This is a genomic window from Paenibacillus sp. D9 (assembly GCF_001188365.1).
GTDB lineage: Bacteria > Bacillota > Bacilli > Paenibacillales > Paenibacillaceae > Paenibacillus_O > Paenibacillus_O humicus.
On sequence record NZ_JZEJ01000001.1, the window covers coordinates 1,317,446 to 1,331,575 of the forward strand.

The 14,130-nt window shown below is 58.6% G+C and carries 16 protein-coding genes; 4 read left to right on the top strand and 12 right to left on the bottom strand.

Annotated features, from left to right (window positions below; translation table 11 throughout):
• Positions 1-112: 112 nt before the first annotated feature.
• Positions 113-469, top strand: a complete 357-nt coding sequence (locus VE23_RS06145; RefSeq protein ID WP_048749463.1) for a hypothetical protein — start codon at positions 113-115, stop codon at positions 467-469.
• Positions 470-605: 136 nt separating this feature from the next.
• Here VE23_RS06145 and VE23_RS06150 read toward each other — a convergent pair whose 3' ends face one another.
• The 3 genes from VE23_RS06150 to VE23_RS06160 all read right to left on the bottom strand — a co-directional run bounded on the left by VE23_RS06150 (position 606) and on the right by VE23_RS06160 (position 2,477).
• Entirely contained in the window at positions 606-1,088 is a 483-nt protein-coding gene (locus VE23_RS06150) for a hypothetical protein (RefSeq protein ID WP_232313308.1), read from the bottom strand.
• A gap of 38 nt (positions 1,089-1,126) precedes the next feature.
• On the bottom strand, positions 1,127-1,438 hold the full coding sequence (locus tag VE23_RS06155) for a hypothetical protein (RefSeq protein ID WP_048749467.1): 312 nt from the start codon (positions 1,436-1,438) through the stop codon (positions 1,127-1,129).
• Positions 1,439-1,589: 151 nt separating this feature from the next.
• The gene (locus VE23_RS06160) at positions 1,590-2,477 is read right to left on the bottom strand and encodes a hypothetical protein (protein ID WP_021880927.1); all 888 of its coding nucleotides are present in this window, start codon (positions 2,475-2,477) and stop codon (positions 1,590-1,592) included.
• A gap of 191 nt (positions 2,478-2,668) precedes the next feature.
• Here VE23_RS06160 and VE23_RS06165 point away from each other — a divergent pair, with 191 nt between their 5' ends.
• Positions 2,669-3,100 carry a NucA/NucB deoxyribonuclease domain-containing protein gene (locus tag VE23_RS06165; protein ID WP_048749337.1) on the top strand — a complete coding sequence of 144 codons (432 nt, stop codon included), beginning with the start codon at positions 2,669-2,671 and terminating at the stop codon, positions 3,098-3,100.
• A 71-nt stretch (positions 3,101-3,171) separates the two neighbouring features.
• On the opposite strand, the gene VE23_RS06170 is transcribed toward VE23_RS06165, so the two are convergent.
• From VE23_RS06170 to VE23_RS06180, 3 genes are all read right to left on the bottom strand, one after another.
• The gene (locus tag VE23_RS06170) at positions 3,172-3,900 is read right to left on the bottom strand and encodes an amino acid ABC transporter ATP-binding protein (protein WP_048749336.1); all 729 of its coding nucleotides are present in this window, start codon (positions 3,898-3,900) and stop codon (positions 3,172-3,174) included.
• A complete protein-coding gene (locus VE23_RS06175) occupies positions 3,893-5,329 on the bottom strand; it encodes an amino acid ABC transporter substrate-binding protein/permease (RefSeq protein WP_048749335.1) in 1,437 nt (478 codons plus the stop codon). Before VE23_RS06175 ends, VE23_RS06170 begins: the two co-directional genes overlap by 8 nt.
• Before the next feature lie 237 nt (positions 5,330-5,566).
• A complete protein-coding gene (locus VE23_RS06180) occupies positions 5,567-6,733 on the bottom strand; it encodes a phosphodiester glycosidase family protein (protein ID WP_069202432.1) in 1,167 nt (388 codons plus the stop codon).
• 189 nt (positions 6,734-6,922) lie between these two features.
• On the opposite strand from VE23_RS06180, the gene VE23_RS26370 reads away from it, so the two are divergent.
• The gene (locus VE23_RS26370; RefSeq protein WP_157053916.1) at positions 6,923-7,072 is read left to right on the top strand and encodes a hypothetical protein; all 150 of its coding nucleotides are present in this window, start codon (positions 6,923-6,925) and stop codon (positions 7,070-7,072) included.
• Positions 7,073-7,148: 76 nt separating this feature from the next.
• Here VE23_RS26370 and VE23_RS06185 read toward each other — a convergent pair whose 3' ends face one another.
• The 3 genes from VE23_RS06185 to VE23_RS06195 form a co-directional block, all read right to left on the bottom strand.
• Complete coding sequence (locus VE23_RS06185) at positions 7,149-7,901, bottom strand: glycoside hydrolase domain-containing protein (protein WP_084781324.1); 753 nt, start codon at positions 7,899-7,901, stop codon at positions 7,149-7,151.
• A gap of 129 nt (positions 7,902-8,030) precedes the next feature.
• A complete protein-coding gene (gene miaB, locus VE23_RS06190) occupies positions 8,031-9,524 on the bottom strand; it encodes a tRNA (N6-isopentenyl adenosine(37)-C2)-methylthiotransferase MiaB (RefSeq protein ID WP_232317057.1) in 1,494 nt (497 codons plus the stop codon).
• A 311-nt stretch (positions 9,525-9,835) separates the two neighbouring features.
• A complete protein-coding gene (locus tag VE23_RS06195; RefSeq protein WP_049867563.1) occupies positions 9,836-11,335 on the bottom strand; it encodes a DHA2 family efflux MFS transporter permease subunit in 1,500 nt (499 codons plus the stop codon).
• 213 nt (positions 11,336-11,548) lie between these two features.
• On the opposite strand from VE23_RS06195, the gene VE23_RS06200 reads away from it, so the two are divergent.
• Positions 11,549-12,148 (top strand): TetR/AcrR family transcriptional regulator, encoded by a 600-nt coding sequence (locus VE23_RS06200; protein WP_049867564.1) that lies wholly within the window; start codon positions 11,549-11,551, stop codon positions 12,146-12,148.
• A 69-nt stretch (positions 12,149-12,217) separates the two neighbouring features.
• Here the strand turns inward: VE23_RS06200 and def are convergent, their stop codons facing one another.
• From def to VE23_RS06215, 3 genes are all read right to left on the bottom strand, one after another.
• On the bottom strand, positions 12,218-12,733 hold the full coding sequence (gene def, locus VE23_RS06205; protein WP_049867565.1) for a peptide deformylase: 516 nt from the start codon (positions 12,731-12,733) through the stop codon (positions 12,218-12,220).
• A 24-nt stretch (positions 12,734-12,757) separates the two neighbouring features.
• A complete protein-coding gene (locus tag VE23_RS06210; protein ID WP_232316818.1) occupies positions 12,758-13,294 on the bottom strand; it encodes a GrpB family protein in 537 nt (178 codons plus the stop codon).
• Positions 13,295-13,393: 99 nt separating this feature from the next.
• Positions 13,394-14,098 (bottom strand): class I SAM-dependent methyltransferase, encoded by a 705-nt coding sequence (locus VE23_RS06215; RefSeq protein WP_049869650.1) that lies wholly within the window; start codon positions 14,096-14,098, stop codon positions 13,394-13,396.
• Between the last annotated feature and the right edge of the window lie 32 nt (positions 14,099-14,130).

Sequence of the window (14,130 nt, forward strand, 5' to 3'; positions counted from 1 at the left end):
AGTAATATGAAAATACCTCATCGAATATGAAAACTTTGTTAGTTGATTCTTGCCTCTATTTAGTCCAAGCAACAAATAAGTCATTACGAATAGCGAAATCAGAGGTGTGAAGATGTTATTTATGCTTATCTGTCTCATATTTATTGCCATCTCAATATTTGCGATTGGAAGAGCCGGGCTTTCTAACCCATATTCGAAAGGTTTCGCCCTCGCTGTTGTTTTATCCATTGTAGCTGCTGGTTGTCTTGCTCAAAACTATACTCAAAGCCTAATTCCAGAAGCAAACGATGGAATTGGAAGTTCAAATCTAGTGGCGTACTCGATTATTGGTGAGGACGGCTGGTCTCAGGAGAAGTTTCGAGACATATTTGAGAAATCCATTTCTTTCACCCTCAGTTTAATTGCTGCATACCCTGTCGTTCTTATCGTGGAGTCAAAATTAAAAAAGAAAGTAACCTCGGGTGCTTAGCTCCCTTTTTTTGAGCATAAATCAACCCTTAAGTCTACCTAAGCCTGCTAAAAAAAACACCGGACCCTCTCCCTAAAAAGGAAGAGGATTCGGCGTTTCTCGCTTCAACGGCTCCATGGGCCGGCCTAGGCTTCGGTTAGGCTTTCGCCGTTTCCTTCTGCCGTTCGATCTCTGCGATCAGCAGCGGCTCGGGCGCCTGCCAGCCAGCCGGCTTGGCGACCTTGCCCTGCTCGTTGTAGATCGGCTTTCCGTCCGGTCCGAGCTTGGCCATATTGGCGGCATGCACGATCTCGAACAGCCTCTCCGGCTCCACGCCCATCTCGACAAAAGTCCCCAGCGCGAAATACATCAAGTCGATCAGCGCATCGGCCTGATCCTCAACCGTCTCCGCAGCCAAAAATTCGCCGATTTCCTCGGTCATCCACGATGCTCTCGCCAGCGCCCTTCCGCCTTGCCCCTGCAGAGAGGCTGCCTTCATCCGGCCCGCCAGCTCCTCGGTCGCCCGTCCGGCTTCGGCCGCGGCTTCCCCTTCTCCTCTGGAAGCCATCGTCGGAGCTTCCGCAACCGGAGCCCCGAAGGCGGCGTGGAATCGCCTCACCTGCTCATATTGCTTGTCCATGTTTTCCGCAGCCCCTTCACAAATGAGTTCAACGTCATTCATTGTACCACCGCGGCAAACACATGAGAAAGGCCGCGGCGGCTTCCAGCCTGGCTGCCGCAGTCGGTCTTTATGTTTATTAGCGCCTTGGCGGCAGGCATGTCCTCCGTCCCCACCATTGACCGAGAAATCGCTCCGGCCCCTTCCGCAGCGGCGCCTGCTGCAGCTTGAATGCTACAAAAAAATAAAAGAGTCCGCTCGAAACCAGCGGACTCTTTTATTTTTGCGGCTCGTCTTGCGGCAAAACCATATGTCTTCCCATGACCGTCTGCAAGAAGAATTTCTTCTCGAAGGGCGGCAATCATGAACAAAAAAATCGGGCGCCCCTTGCGGGGCGCCCTTATCATGGGAGAGGAGAAACCGGACGAAGAGCTTATGGGGAAACGTAAGCCTTCTCCGCGGTGTCTACGGCATCTCTCGACGCCGATATCCTCATGATGCCCGGTTCCCGGACATTTATACCTAATCGCCCACGAAATTCTGGACCAGCCGCTCTTCGAAAGAGCCGCCTTCCTCGCCCTGCCATGGCTCCTTCTGTTCGGCGGCGGCGAGCAGGACCGAGCACTCCCGGAGCAGCCTCGACAGCAGAACGGCCGCCGCAGCAAGCGCCCCATCCACGAATGCCAGCACGGCAAATGGATGATCCGCGAGCGACATGTAGCCCATCATGCCCCCCATCAGTCCGCCCATAAGCCCGGCAAGAGCTCCTTCAAGAGAAGGCAAGACTCCGTGGGGGCTGCCCGCCATATAGCCGGCTGCAGCGCAGGCCGCCGCTGCGGCCATCGCAGAGAGCGAAAAGCTGGCCGTGACGAGAGTCAGCAGAGTCCCGCCCGTCAGCCCCGCCGCCATCGCGAGCGTCATGCAGGCCATCATGAGATGCATGCGCGGCGCGCTCCTCATCCATCGAATTCGAAGCGTATAGTAGAAGACGGCTATACCAGCCGCCAGCAAGGACACTACTTTGGCAGCCGCATATCCAAACGTCTCCGCCCCGCCAGCCGGTTTACCGTGGTCCATCCCTTGCATGCCGGTCACGGCAGCGGCCGCCTCCCCATCAGCTCCCGCCAGCTCCAAATTTCCTGCATCGCCGTAATCTGCTGGCAGCTCGGCCGCTCCTGTATGTCCAGCATCTGCCGCTTCCCCTGATTGCTTTTGAACCTCTCTGCCCGCTCTCTCCGAAACATTCGGCAAAGGATTTGAGAGGAAAGATATCCCTGCCGTCATCCCCCGCTCATGCGCCCCCATGAGCGGCCTGCCTGCGGCGGCAGCAGCCGGCTCGGCCGCACCTGCGCGCAAAGCCAAAACAATCATCAGCACCATCAGCGCCATCCCGATTCTCAGCTTGCCCATGCCTCCTCCTCCAAGCGGAACCGCATCTGCCCTAAAGGCCGTTTCTACAGTTTATAGAAGCTTGGAGCCGCTTAGACTAGCCCTTTCGGGCCTGCTTGTGACAATTCAAGTCTTTTTTTCCTCCTCCGCGCTGGTATACTTTTCTAGTACATACTTGCGGCGAAGCCACGGAAAGGAACAGGATCGACAACATGAAGAAACTTTTGCCGTTATGGAGCCTGGCCCTGCTGCTCCTGCTGGCTGCCTTCGCAGGCGGCTGCAGCATACAATGGGAGCAGACGCCCTCCGCTCCTGCGGGCCACGACGTCACGATCTATTTTCCGTCCGACCGCTACCCGGAGACGGCGGAGCATATCCGCAGCGCCGTCTCCAAAGGCGCCTCCTCCATCTGCACGATTGAAAGGGAAGGAGCGGAGGAGAACCGCAAGCTGTCGCTCAAAGGCGTTCCGACCAAAAAGAAATACGACCGGGACGAATGGCCGATGGCGATGTGCCGCGAAGGAGGCAGCGGCGCCGATGTCGCTTACGTCAAATCCTCCGACAACAGGGGCGCCGGCTCGTGGATCGGCAACCAGCTGAGCGACTATCCGGACGGGACGAGAGTCCGCATAGTCGTCCGCTGAGGGCCGGCCCTGTCGCACAAAAAAAAAAGCGTTCCGCCCTGTCGCACAGGTGCGGAACGCTTTTTTTCACCCTACAATACCTTGTCCAGGAAGCTGATCGTACGCTCATGCTTCGGACTGCCGAACACCTGCTCCGGCGAGCCCTCCTCCACGATATAACCGCCGTCCATGAAGATGACGCGGTCGGCCACCTCGCGGGCGAAGCCCATCTCGTGGGTGACGATGACCATCGTCATGCCTTCGCGGGCCAGATCCTTCATGACGCCGAGCACCTCGCCGACCATTTCCGGATCGAGAGCCGAGGTCGGCTCGTCGAACAGCATGATGTCGGGGTTCATCGCCAGCGCGCGGGCGATCGCGACGCGCTGCTTCTGCCCGCCGGACAGCGAGGCCGGATAGGCATCCGCCTTGTCCGCCAGTCCGACCCGGTCGAGCAGCTTCAGGGCAGCGGCCCTGGCTTCCTCCGTCTTCAGCTTGTTCAGCTCCACGGGAGCGAACATGATGTTTTTGAGCACTGTCATATTGGGGAACAGGTTGAAATGCTGGAACACCATGCCGATGTTCTCGCGAACCTTGTTGATGTCCGTGCGGCGGTCGTTGATGTCCATCTCGTCCACGATGACCGTGCCTTCCGTAATGTCCTCCAGCCGGTTCAGGCAGCGCAGCAAGGTGCTCTTGCCGGAGCCGGAAGGTCCGATGACGCAGACGACCTCGCCTTCCTGGACCTTCAGGTCGATGCCTTTGAGGACATGGTTCGTGCCGAAGCTCTTTTTAAGTCCGGTGACGCTGATTTTACCCATTCTTGATCTTCCTTTCCATCCCGTCGGCAATCTTCGTCAGCACCGTGATGACGATGAGGTACATGACCGCTACCGTCGCCCAGATGTTGAACGACTCGAACGTGCGGGCGATGATGATCTTGCCCGACTGGGTCAGCTCCACGAGTCCGATGACGGACAGGATCGACGTATCCTTGAGCGTGATGACCATCTGGTTGATGAAGGATGGAATCATGACCTTCACCGCCTGCGGAATGACGATTTTGATCATCGACTTGCGGTAGGACAAGCCCAGCGAGCGCGCCGCTTCCATCTGGCCGCGGTCGATGGACTGGATGCCGCCGCGGATGATCTCCGTCATATACGCGCCGGCGTTGAGCGAGAGCGTCAGGACGGCCGCCAGGAAGAGCGGCATCTTGAAGTCGAGCGCCTGCGGAATGCCGAAATAAATGAAGAATGCCAGCACGATCAGCGGTATGCCGCGGAAGACGTCCACGAATACCGTGGCGATGCCGCGCAGCCAGCGATTGCGGCCGACCTTCATGAAGCCGAAGATCAGACCCAGAATGAAGGCGAAGAAGAGCGATACGATTGTGTACAGCAGCGTTTTGCCGAGTCCCTTGAGCAGCGCCGGCAGCGATTCGGCGACGAGCGCCCAGCCGGTCTTGTTCGCAGAAGCTACGAGGTATTTTTCTTGGATTTCTTTCAGCTTGCCGTTTTGCTCCAGGTTCGCAAAGCCTTGGTTGAACTTTTCCAGCAGCTCGGCGTTTTGGCCCTTCCCTACCGCAAAACCATAGGAAGCCCCTTCGGTCCGCTCACCGACCGTTTTCAGGCCGTTGTTCTGCTTGACGCCATACTCGAGCACGGGGTAATCGTCGAAGCAAGCGGCCGAGTTGCCCCCCTTGACCTCGTCGTACATCTGGGCGGAGTCATCGAACGGCACGAGCGTGAAGCCGTATCGGGCGCTGATGGATTCCGCATACGAATATCCTTCCGTACCGGTTTTGACCGCTACCCGCTTGCCCTTGAGATCCTCATAGCCTTTGATGGAGTCGTTGTCGGCCTTGACCGCCATGATCACCCCGGATGTGAAGTACGGAGTGGAAAAGTCGAACTTCGCCTTGCGCTCGTCGGTGATGCTCATGCCGGCGATGACGCCGTCCACCTGCTTCGCCTCCAGCGCCTGTACGGCTGCGTTGAAGCCGAGCGGCTTGATGTTGACCTTGAAGTTCTGGTCCTCCGCGATCGCCCGGATCAGATCCATGTCGATGCCGACATACTGGCCGTTGGCATCCTGGAACTCGAACGGAGCGAACGTGACATCCGTGGCGATGTCATACGTTTTGACGGCCTGCTCGGCCGCCGAAGCCGGCTGGGCGTACCCGGCCATTCCCGCCGCCGCAAACAGCACAACTGCCATTGTAAACCATAAAGCGCGCAATGATTTCATACAGACCTCCGCATTCTTTTTCAAACCGTACAAATGCTTATAAACGAATCCCCCACGATTTACGCATTCGGCGGGGATTTTTCATTGTACCAAATTTCGATGCCGTTTGCGAAAGGCCTCTGGATTAGCATGCCAAAAAGCCCCGGCGGAATACCGGGGCCAGCTTCATTCCGTTCCAGCGATTCAAAGGCTCTTTATCGCCTAGCGGAGCTGCGGGGGGATGTCATCCGCCTGCAATCATTTCACCAGACGGACCATCAAGGCGTTGCTCAGAAGGCGGCCCGGCCTCGTCAAATACTTGCCGTCGTAATAAAGGCCGCTCGAAGCGCCGCCGTCGAGATTCATCGCCTGCCAGGCGCCGAGGCTCTTCATCACGGCCGCCAGCTGCGGAATGGTCGCGCCTCCGGTCGTCACAATGATCAGCTTATGGTCGGAGGTCAAGCCCAGCGCGCTGCGGGAACCGCCGCCCGTCAGTATCTTCGGATCGCGGAAGCCTTCCGCCTTCGGATCAATCGCCGCAACGCCATCCTTCAGCAGCCTTGGTCCTGCCTGTACGGCTCCGTCCACGCCGCCGTCCCGATAGCGGGCTTCGAACTCGGCGCCGGACAGCAGCTCCGTCAGCATATTGGAATCGAAGGCGACGACCGTCTTTTTGTCGCCGGAGCTCTTGTAGAGCATCTGCCCTCCATTGAACAGGTAGCCGTAGGGATTTTTGACGCTGGAATCGGTATAGGCATCAAAGAAAGCTCCGTTGACGGCGAGAACCGCCCCTCCGCGCTTCGCCATCGCCGCCAGCTCTTCGGTGCGGCCCGCCTTGCCTCCGGCGACAGCCACCTCCAGGTCGACGCGGGGGTCCATCAGCGACACTGTCGCCGCCTGGACGGAGAAGCTTCTGCCTGCCGCCTTGACCGACTTGCTTTCGATGACGATCGGCTTTCTCGCCACGCTGAAGGCGCCTCTCGGCACGAGCGGCAGCCTGAGCTTCTCGCCGTCCAGAGACAGGGACACGGCATTAGCCGACACAAGCCGTTCCGTCCCGATGCCGAATTGCTTGCTCAAAAAGGAAAGGGGCACGTAAGCAGCCCCGTTTTCCAGAAAGGGAGCTCTATTCAGGGAGGCCTTCTCCCCGTTTGCGACGGCTTCTTTGTTGCCAATCGTCAGGACAGCCTTGCTGCCGTCCCGCACGATTTCGGCCGTCCCTTTGCCTGCGTCCCAGGACACGCTTACTCCGGGCAGCTGCTTGAGCGCGCGGAGCGGCACGAACGACGCGTCGGCGTCCGTGTATCCGTATGTTTTCTCCGCCGCTTGAGCCGGAACGGCTCCCAGCGCCAGGCCTGGAAGCAGCGATGCTGCCGCCAGCAGCAGCATTCCCCTCGATTTTCGGCTTGCAGATGATGTCTTCATTGCCTGACTCCCTTTCGTTCCAGCCTTGCTGTAGTCGCAGACCAACCGCACTGCAGCCGCGGTCCGGCCGCCTTTATTTATGTCGACCTCAACGCTTGCCGCTGTTAGCCTTTTCCGGAAGAAAGGGAGGATTTGGAAGCATGCGAGTGGAAAGCAATACCTTTGATAGCGATGAAAAGGGGGCTGCGCATGAAACGGTACAACGGCATCCTTCTCTTTCCGGCTGCTCTAGCAGATCCGCTGGAAAGGCATCCTGCTGGCGGCCATGGAAGGCTTGATGGTTTTCGTCTCCCTCCTTCTGCTTCTGGTCAAAAACATTCCCGCCTTCCGATCGATTGAAGGCAGGCCGTAACTAAAAAGCGGCAGCCGGACATTCCCGGCTGCCGCTTGCTCTTCTCCCTGCCTCCCGGCGGGCTCAGCCCCGGTCGAGCAGACGGGACAGGATGACTGCCATCTCCGCCCGCGTAAGCGGCTGATCCGGCTTGAAGGTCCCGTCAGGATACCCTCCCATCAGATTTTCCTTCACCGCTCTCTCAATGGCCGAGCTCGCCCAATAGCTGTCGGGCACATCCTTGAACGCCGATGCCATCGTGTTCCACCATCCTTCTCCTCCGAAAGATTCGTTGAAATCCACCGTCATGCCCGCAAGCTTCTGATCGTTGCTGTACTGGCGGATATTGGCGCGGCTGCTGAGCCTGCCCCGGCTCCAGGAATACGTCTGCCAAAAAGCCTGGGCCGCTCCTCGCCTGGCCATCTCCTCCACGACGGCATAGGAGCCGTACACGCCGATCCGATAGGCCGGAATCTGCGCCCGCGCCGCCTTCAGGTAGGCCTCGATAGCGTCAAAATCCGATGCCTGGGCATCATAGTCGACGGCGAAATAGACGACGCTGCCGGCCGGCTGCCCGACGGCTTGCGCCTCCAGAAGCGCCGCCGCTCCGTCGGCCTTGCCTGCCGCGGCTCCCGAGGCCGCACGGTTGTTCACCGTCTCGTATACGGAGACGATCATCATGCCCGCTCCCGTGATGGCCTCGGCCTCGGCGCGCGTCAGCCTCTTCCAGGCATACGCCGCCGGCACCAGGTAGCGGCAAGCGAAAACATAGCCGGCTGCGGCCGCCGCCTTGGCCGTTGAAACCGTCAACGGAACCGCGCAATCGATTCCTTTCATTTTCCCTCTCCTCCTTGCATCCGAACTCTCCCTATCAGTCTATGATCGGACTTCCGGATTCTCTCGGGCTGGCGCCGCTCCAGCCATCAAAAATAGCAGGCTGCCGCCGCAGCCTGCTCCTAATGGATCCTAACCCGCCTCGCTCGTCTCCGCCGCGATCTCTCCCTTGATGTACCAGGTGTGGGCATCGACGATCTTCACCTGGACGAACTGTCCGATGAGCGACTTCGGCCCTTCCAGATGAACGAGCTTGTTGCTGCGCGTGCGCCCGGACAGGACATCCGGCCGGTTCTTGCTCTCGCTCTCGACCAGCACTTCAACCGTCCGCCCCAGCAGCGCCTCGTGGGCTTCCCGGCCGATCTCCGCGAGCAGGGCGTTCAGCCGCAGCAGCCGGGCTTTCTTGACCTCTTCCGGCACGTCGTTCTCCATGCCTGCAGCCGGAGTCCCCTCCCGCGGCGAATAGATGAACGTATAGGCGAAGTCGAACCTGACCTCGCGAACGAGCGACAGCGTCTCCTCGAACTGCTCCTCCGTCTCGCCGGGAAATCCGACGATGATGTCGCTGGTCAGCACCGCGTCCGGAATCGCCGCCCGGATTTTGCTCGCCAGCTCCAGATAAGCCTCTCTCGTATACTTGCGGCTCATCCTCTTCAGCACCTCCGTGCTGCCGGACTGGACAGGCAGGTGGATATGCTCCACGAGATTGCCCCGCTGCGCGAGCACGGATATGAGCTGATCGTCGAAGTCGCGCGGATGGGAGGTCGTGAACCGGACCCTCGGGACGGCGATGCCGGATATATCCCGCATCAGATCTCCGAACCGGTAATGCATATCCTCGAAATCCTTGCCGTAGGCATTGACGTTCTGGCCGAGCAGCGTCACTTCCTTGAAGCCTCGCGCGGCCAGCTCCCGGACCTCGGCCAGCACATCCTCCGGACGGCGGCTGCGCTCCTTGCCGCGCGTATACGGGACGATGCAGTACGTGCAGAACTTGTCGCAGCCGTACATGATGTTCACCCATGCCCGAAGCCCCTCGCGCTTCTTGGGCATGTTCTCGATGATGTCGCCTTCCTTGGACCATACCTCGACGACCATTTCCTTGCTCAGCGCCGCTTCCTCGAGCAGCTGGGGCAGCCGATGGATGTTGTGGGTTCCGAAGACCATGTCGACGAAGCCATGCTTCTGGAGAATGCGGCCGACGACCGTCTCCTCCTGCGGCATGCAGCCGCAAATGCCGAGCAGCAGGCCGGGCCGTTCGGTCTTGAGCTTTTTTAGATGTCCCAGCTCGCCGAACACCTTGTCCTCCGCATTCTCGCGGATCGCGCAGGTGTTGAGCAGGATGACGTCGGACAGGGCGTACTCGTCCGTCGCCTCATATCCCATCTGCTCGAACATGCCTCGCATGGCCTCGGTGTCATGCTCGTTCATCTGGCAGCCGTAGGTGCGGATCAGATAGCGCTTGCCCCGGCCGAAATCCTTCATCCGCTCGGGAATGCGGAACCCCCGGTGGATCTCCACCTCTTCCTTGCCGCGCTTCTTCTCCTCCTTGAAGGACGGAGCCGAGCTGATCTGGATCGTACGGCCGTTGATGCGGTAGGCCGTCTTTCCGTCCTCCTGGCGCATAAGCTTGGCATTCGAAAAATCAAAGTACTTGGAGTAATCCTTGGACAAAATGGTTTCCTCCTCTTCTGCAGCGGCATCGGCTTTAATGATGCTTTCCCTGCTCGAATTCGAACCCGAATGGCTTCATCTTACCATGGCCTGCATGCCGCAGTAAGGGGGGCGTCCAACAGGCGCTTTCAGTGTCCGTCCTGCCGCACCGGCATGCGGAGCCTTGCGGTCCAAATCGAAAAAAGACGGCCTTCCTTCGCGAAAAGGAAAGCCGTCTGGACAGGCTGGCTTGCGGAAGCCGGCTGCTGCCGCCGCGGGCCCGCTTAAGCTTCTTGCACGGCTGAATTTGTCGCCGTGCTTGTGGATTCCACTTCCGTCGCTTGCTTCACTTTCTTGATGAAGAAGGACAGGAGCAGCGCGACAACGCCGATGCCGACGATGACGAGGTAGGCATCGTTGATGCCTTGGATGGAAGCCTGCATCGCAAGCTGCTCTTTCGTCTGGGCCGCTCCCGAAGACATCATTTCCGCCGCATGCGTTTTGGCCCGGCTGGACATGACGGTAATGAGCAGGGATGTGCCCACGGCTCCGGCTACCTGCCGCACCGTGTTGGAGATGGCGGTGCCATGCGCATTAAGCCGGTTCGGCAATTGGTTCAAGCCTGCGGTTTGCACCGGCATCAGCAGCAGCGCCATCCCGATCCGGCGGCCTGTGGACATGAGGACCAGATACGTATAGCTGGTGGAGTCCGTCAGATCCGTAAAGCCGATTGTCGTCACGATGGTGATGATCAAGCCTGCAACAGCCAGCCACTTGGCGCCGAAGCGGTCGAACAGCTTGCCGGCGACCGGCATCATGAAGCCCATGACAAGCGCGCCGGGAAGCAGCAGCAGGCCGGATTCGAGAGCCGTGTAGCCCCGGGCATTTTGGAGATAGAGCGGAAGCAGCATCATATCCGCGTACATCACCATCGTAATCGCGACATTGATGATCGTCGTCAAGGAGAACATATTGTACTTGAACGCCCGCAGGTCAAGCAGCGGACTTTTGGAGATCAGCTGCCGCACCGAGAACAGGACGAGAGCCAGCACGCCGGCAGCGATGGTCGCGATGACTTCCGCGCTGGACCAGCCTTTGCCGGCGGCCCGGCTGAAGCCGTAGAGCAAGGCGCCGAAGCCGACAGTGGACAGAAGAACGCTGAGCACGTCGATCTTGGCATGGCCCCGCTCGGATACATTGCGCAAGAAGATGAATCCGCAGACGATGACGATAAGAGTAAAGGGAATCATTCCGTAGAACAGAGTTTCCCAGGCGTAATGTTCCAGAATGTAGCCGGCGAGCGTCGGGCCGATAGCCGGGGCGAAAATGATGGCCAGACCCATCATCCCCATGGCGGCTCCCCGCTTCTCCGGAGGGAACAGCGTCAGAATGACATTCATGAGCAGCGGCATGATGATGCCTGCGCCTGCCGCCTGGATCATCCGACCGGTCAACAGGACCGGGAAGCTATGCGAGAGAGCCGATACGATCGTTCCGACAAGGTAGATCATCATGGAGGCCTGGAACAGCTGCCTCGTCGTGAACCGCTGCATGAAGAAGGCGGTAATCGGGATCAGCACCCCGTTGACGAGCATATAACCCGTCGTCAGCCACTGCGCGGTCGCAGCCGTAATGTTGAAATCATTCATCAATTCCGGAGTGGCGACGCTCATGATCGTTTGATTCAGCGTCGCTAAAAAGGCTCCCAAAATCATGATGAACAAGATCGGTCCCTTTTTTATCGTACTTGCGTTCAATTCCTTGCTTGCGTTCACTTGCTCCATCCTCTCCAAACCTATAATCTAGACTTAATTTACAATGTGTAAGATAATCAACACTGTATAAATTAGATTATATTCGGAAAGAAGTATCTTACAAGTAACGCATCGGGGCAAAATGTAAACTAGTCATCAGTTTGTGGGGATATGTCGTTCAATTCGCACATAACAGACATAAACTGGATTTTTGTAAAGTATCTGATGAAGGAGCCAAAAACCATGACAGACCCCGCCAAACCTCGTGTCGATCCCCGAGTGCTCCGGACCCGTCAGCTGTTGAAGGATGCTCTGATCGATCTTCTGCAGGAAATGGATCTCGAAAAAATATCCGTCAACCGGATCGCGGAGCGCGCAACGATCAACCGCGTCACCTTTTATTTGCACTATCGCGATATTCCCGACATGCTGGAGAAGATGGCGGACGATATGGTGGAGGATATCCGGCGGGTATGGAACCAATCCGAGGCGAACGATCGAACGCCGGAACAAACCGAATCGCAGATGCTGGTCCATCTGCTTGAGCATATCGCCGCGCATTCCAAGTTCTACAAGATTGTTCTCGGTTCGAAACGGACGCCGATCTTTACGGAGCGGCTGCTCAAGATGCTGTCGGAATCGATTGCCTTGAGGATCGAACGATCGGGCAGCGACTTGGCGTTCACGAAATCAGGCACTCCAAAGGACATTGCGATCTGGTACGGTTCCGCCGCCCTGATCGGAACCATCGTAGCTTGGGTGAGGAACGACATGCCTTATTCGCCGGCCTTCCTGGCCAAGCATTTCGCGATCATGACCAAAACGAACGACGCGGTGGAATAAAAACCGGCAAGGTTCCGATGGAGTGCCGTTTCTGAAGGGATCCAGACTCCGCTCCGACGTGTCCAAATCTCAAGTCCTCCGGCTCAGCTGCAGGATCGGAAGGAGATTGGCCTTTCGTCCCGTGTGCTCCTCGGTCAGCCAGCTGTCACGGACGTGGTCCACATACAGGATTCCGTCCAAATGATCGATCTCATGCTGCATGCACCGGGCCAAGTAGCCTTCTCCGTGCAGCACGACCGTCTCGCCCGACCGGTTCAGCGTCCGTACCTGCACCTTCTGCGAGCGCGTCACGTTGCCGTAATACCCCGGCAGGGAGAGGCAGCCTTCCGCACCTGTCTGCTGACCTTCCCGGTGGATGATCTCCGGATTGATGAGCTCGATCAAGCCCTCTCCGCAGTCCATCACGATGAGGCGCCGCAGGATGCCGACCTGCGGAGCGGCAAGTCCCGCTCTGCCTTCCCGGGCGTACAGCGTCTCGGCGAGGCTGTCGAGATAGCGGATCGTCCGCTCATCGACGCTGTCGACCTCGCGCGCCCTGCGGCGGAGAATCGGGTCTCCGAACGGCAAGATTTCTTTTACGGCCATTATTCGGCTCTCCCTTCTATGGCTTTATGGATTCGTCACCCTGCCCTGTGCCTGCTTCCCGGCCCGCTCCATCACGGTCCGAATGAACGGCCCCTTATGAGCGGTATAAGCTGCCCGGTCATCCGGATGCCGGCTGGCCAAATCAGCCTTCAGCTCGGCATATTGCCTCCGCAGTCCCGGATCGCTGCGGAGGCTGTCGCGGAACAGCAGATTGCCCTTCCACTCCTCGCTCCCGATCTCGTAGACATGCAGATGATGGGTTCCCTTTCCCCATTCGCCCTGCCGGAAAAAGCGCCGCGGGGGGAATTCCGGCTTGGGCACATATTCATACCCGATTGCCGCGAGCGGCTGGATGAATGCGTCGGCGATGGACAAATGCGCCACGCCGACAGCTATGTCCACAATCGGCTTGGCGGCAAGACCCGGCACCGAGGTGCTGCCGATATGCTCCACCCATATGCTCTCCCCGGCCAGCGCGGCAAGAATGCGGGCCTTTTCGCTTTCATATTCCGTTTGCCATGACGGATCGTATTCCATGACGATGACCTGGCTCGTTCCCAACTCGCTTCACCTCCTTTGAGGTCTGGAAACTAGGGCCAGCGGACTCTTGTCCTTCCCATCCTATAGTAGAACGTTCGTTCCCATATGGATATCCTAGTTCTATTTCTTCCTCGCTGCCCAGGTCACGACATCGCTCCGGAGAGATACCGGCTCGCCGTCGCGCTGGATCTCAAGCTCGTACGGCTTCACGGCATGGCGCAGCAGCTCCCAGCCCCGGTACTTCTCCGCCAGCAGTGAGCCCAGCTCCTCCGTATCCAGCATCAGCTCGAACTTCGGATCCAGCTCTTCGCCCGTCGCCAGACACACTTCCTTGACTCCCGCATTGACGATGAGGCAGTGAATGCCTCCCGTTCGCGTCCCCGCCGCCATCGCGCCCAGCACCTTCACGAAGGAGTCCATCGAGTCCAGATGCTCCAGGCTGGACACCGAGAAGATATAGTCGTACCGATCCGGCTCGATTCGGAAGGCTGCGATGTCGCATCGATGCAGCTCCAGCTCCTCCTCCACTCCATGCTCGCGGCCGTACTTCTCCAAATGGCGGATGGCGGACTCCAGCAGATCGACGCAGACGACCTTGCCCCCGGTGCCGGAAAGCCGCGAAGCCAGCGGAATGCTGTTGCGGCCGACCCCGCAGCCGAGATCCAGAAGGCGGAGGCCGTTCGGGCGTTCCAGCTGTTCGAACAGGTCGAGCACGGTCCGCACCGGCTTTTCCAGCCAGGAGCCGCTCTCGAACAAGATTCGATTTTCGTAGCAATCATCATGGTATTCCTTTTCATAGGCACGAATGCGCTGTAAGCGATTCATCTGCTTGCCTCCCTTCATAGAGCGCTCGACGG

Excerpts from the sequence above, each read along its gene's own strand:
- VE23_RS06215 (WP_049869650.1), bottom strand. The coding sequence starts at position 14,098 with ATGAATCGCTTACAGCGCATTCGTGCCTATGAAAAGGAATACCATGAT.
- VE23_RS06160 (WP_021880927.1), bottom strand. The coding sequence starts at position 2,477 with ATGGGCAAGCTGAGAATCGGGATGGCGCTGATGGTGCTGATGATTGTT.
- VE23_RS06170 (WP_048749336.1), bottom strand. The coding sequence starts at position 3,900 with ATGGGTAAAATCAGCGTCACCGGACTTAAAAAGAGCTTCGGCACGAAC.
- VE23_RS26370 (WP_157053916.1), top strand. The coding sequence starts at position 6,923 with ATGAAACGGTACAACGGCATCCTTCTCTTTCCGGCTGCTCTAGCAGAT.
- VE23_RS06150 (WP_232313308.1), bottom strand. The coding sequence starts at position 1,088 with ATGGACAAGCAATATGAGCAGGTGAGGCGATTCCACGCCGCCTTCGGG.
- VE23_RS06175 (WP_048749335.1), bottom strand. The coding sequence starts at position 5,329 with ATGAAATCATTGCGCGCTTTATGGTTTACAATGGCAGTTGTGCTGTTT.
- VE23_RS06185 (WP_084781324.1), bottom strand. The coding sequence starts at position 7,901 with ATGAAAGGAATCGATTGCGCGGTTCCGTTGACGGTTTCAACGGCCAAG.
- miaB (WP_232317057.1), bottom strand. The coding sequence starts at position 9,524 with ATGCGCCAGGAGGACGGAAAGACGGCCTACCGCATCAACGGCCGTACG.
- VE23_RS06195 (WP_049867563.1), bottom strand. The coding sequence starts at position 11,335 with ATGGAGCAAGTGAACGCAAGCAAGGAATTGAACGCAAGTACGATAAAA.
- VE23_RS06200 (WP_049867564.1), top strand. The coding sequence starts at position 11,549 with ATGACAGACCCCGCCAAACCTCGTGTCGATCCCCGAGTGCTCCGGACC.
- VE23_RS06145 (WP_048749463.1), top strand. The coding sequence starts at position 113 with ATGTTATTTATGCTTATCTGTCTCATATTTATTGCCATCTCAATATTT.
- VE23_RS06165 (WP_048749337.1), top strand. The coding sequence starts at position 2,669 with ATGAAGAAACTTTTGCCGTTATGGAGCCTGGCCCTGCTGCTCCTGCTG.
- def (WP_049867565.1), bottom strand. The coding sequence starts at position 12,733 with ATGGCCGTAAAAGAAATCTTGCCGTTCGGAGACCCGATTCTCCGCCGC.
- VE23_RS06180 (WP_069202432.1), bottom strand. The coding sequence starts at position 6,733 with ATGAAGACATCATCTGCAAGCCGAAAATCGAGGGGAATGCTGCTGCTG.